The organism is Actinoallomurus acaciae (assembly GCF_042429965.1).
Taxonomy (GTDB): Bacteria; Actinomycetota; Actinomycetes; order Streptosporangiales; family Streptosporangiaceae; genus Actinoallomurus; species Actinoallomurus acaciae.
Genome location: NZ_JBHLZP010000894.1, coordinates 1 through 2036, shown reverse-complemented (window position 1 = coordinate 2036; position 2036 = coordinate 1). Strand labels below are relative to the sequence as shown.

3 protein-coding genes and 1 pseudogene are annotated in these 2036 nt (G+C 73.9%); 3 read left to right on the top strand and 1 reads right to left on the bottom strand.

Going from position 1 to position 2036, the window contains the following annotated elements; genetic code table 11:
* The 3 genes from ACFFNX_RS48585 to ACFFNX_RS48575 all read left to right on the top strand — a co-directional run.
* A partial coding sequence (locus tag ACFFNX_RS48585; protein ID WP_378213228.1) for a hypothetical protein occupies positions 1 to 198 on the top strand: 198 nt, incomplete at its 5' end.
* Positions 199 to 201: 3 nt separating this feature from the next.
* On the top strand, positions 202 to 1083 hold the full coding sequence (locus ACFFNX_RS48580; protein WP_378213227.1) for an ABC transporter ATP-binding protein: 882 nt from the start codon (positions 202 to 204) through the stop codon (positions 1081 to 1083).
* A gap of 102 nt (positions 1084 to 1185) precedes the next feature.
* Positions 1186 to 1710: a TetR/AcrR family transcriptional regulator gene (locus ACFFNX_RS48575; RefSeq protein ID WP_378213226.1), complete on the top strand. Its 525-nt coding sequence runs from the start codon at positions 1186 to 1188 to the stop codon at positions 1708 to 1710.
* Positions 1711 to 1729: 19 nt separating this feature from the next.
* On the opposite strand, the pseudogene ACFFNX_RS48570 reads toward ACFFNX_RS48575, so the two are convergent.
* Positions 1730 to 2036: pseudogene (locus ACFFNX_RS48570) on the bottom strand (hypothetical protein); the annotation flags it as partial.

Genomic DNA, 2036 nt, shown 5'->3' with positions numbered 1-2036 from the left:
CGCCGCGCCGGTGACGGCGTGCGCCCGGACGGCGAGTGGTGGCGCCGCGGGGCCGGCTGGCGCGTGTGGTCGCCGTCGGGCGACCTGCCGGAGGGGACGGAGGAGGTGCGGCCCGACCTGCATGACGCCGCGATCGTGGCCGCCCTCGCCGCCGAACGAGGGACGGGCCGCCCGTCCGGGAATTCGACCGAGGAGTGATCGATGCTCGCGCGGACACAGGAGGTCTCGGTGTGGTTCGGCTCGTTCACCGCGGTGCACGCGGTGGACATGGCCGTCGGCCCGGGGGAGGTGGTCGGCCTGCTCGGCGCGAACGGCGCGGGCAAGACCACGCTGATCCGGGTCCTGCTCGGCCTGCTCCGGCCGACCGCCGGGCGGGCCCGGCTGTTCGGGGCCGGCCCGTCGCTGGAGACGCGGCGATCGGTGGGCTACGTCCCCCAGACACTCGGCCTGTACTCCGACATGACGGTCCGGGAGAACTGGGCGTTCGCCGCCTCCGCGTTCGGTCACGCGGGCACCCGCGTACCGGCCGATCTCCGGCACTGGGAGGATGATCTCGTCGGCGGACTGTCGCTCGGAGTGGCGCGGCGCGTCGCGTTCGCGGTGGCCCTGTCACACGAGCCGAGGCTGCTCGTCCTGGACGAGCCGACGTCCGGCGTCGGCCCGCTCGGCGCGGCCCGGCTCTGGCAGGAGATCCGCCAGGCCGCCGAACAGGGGGCGGGCGTCCTCGTGACGACGCACAACATGGAGGAGGCCGAGCAGTGCGACCGGCTGTACGTGATGGTCGCCGGCCGGGTCGAGGCCGAGGGCACCGTCGCGGACGTCATCGGCGGCCGTACGGTGGTGGAGGTGCGCTGCGCCGACTGGATGCGCGCCTTCCAGGCGCTCGATGACAATGGCTTCGCCGTCCAGGCCCACGGCTCGGTGCTGCGCGTGCCCGCCTCGCCGGGCGAGCGGGACACCGTCGCCGGCCTGCTGGAGCGTGACGGCATGGACGTCACCGTACGGATCCGGCCCGCCGGTCTGGAGGAGGCGTTCATGGCGATCCTCGGCGACAGCGGGACGGCACACGAGCGAACGGAGTGAGTGGATCGAGAACACGCCCCAGCGGTCACGTCCTCCGGCGAGGGAGGATTCTTGACGCGGACCGGGCGTAGGCGGGGGGCTCCGCCGACGCGTGAGGCGATCATGCGCGCGGCGCGGCGCTGCTTCGGCACGTCGGGGTATGACGCCACCTCGCTCCGGCGGGTCGCGGTCGAGGCCGGGGTGGACCCCGCCCTGCTGATCCACTACTTCGGGAGCAAAGAGGGCCTGTTCACCGCGGCGATGGGACTGCCGTTCCGGCCGTCGGAGATGTTCGCGGCCCTCCCGGAGCTGACGCTGCCCGAGGCGTCGCGGACCATCGTCCGCGTCTTCCTCCAGATGGCCGACGGCGACGACAGCCGGAACGCCATGCTCGCCCTGGTCCGCTCGGCGGTGTCGAACGAGAGGGCCGCCGCCATGCTCCGGGAGTTCGTCACCGAGGAGCTCCTCACCATCATCGGCGGCCTGTCGGACCGCGCCGACGCGCGCATGCGCGCGTCGCTGGTGGCCGCCCAGCTCATCGGCGTCGCCATGCTCCGGCACGTCGTACGGATCGAGACGCTCGCGAACGCGTCTCCGGACGAGATCGTCGCCCTCGTCGCGCCGGTGATCGAACAGTACCTGCGCTGACCGCCCGCTCGGCTCGTGATCACGACGGCCGATACCAGGGCGGGAGGTAGACCGACCAGTGACGGCCGAGGCCCGGCAGCGGATGACGGGTCCAGGAGAGGGCGTACGCGGGCGGCGAGGTGCCGCGCGCCAGGATCCCGGCCGCCTCCCGGTGTGCGGCGGCGACGAGGCGGGCCGGTGTCGTCGACCGGAGTATCCCGCCGGTCGCCCCGGTGCGGCAGCCCAGGTAGAACGCGACCGGCACGGCGCGCGAACCGCTCAGCAGGCAGGGCGCCCGCATGCCGAGCCGCCGCAGTCCCTCCGCGCCGCGTGCGTAGATCCGGCGC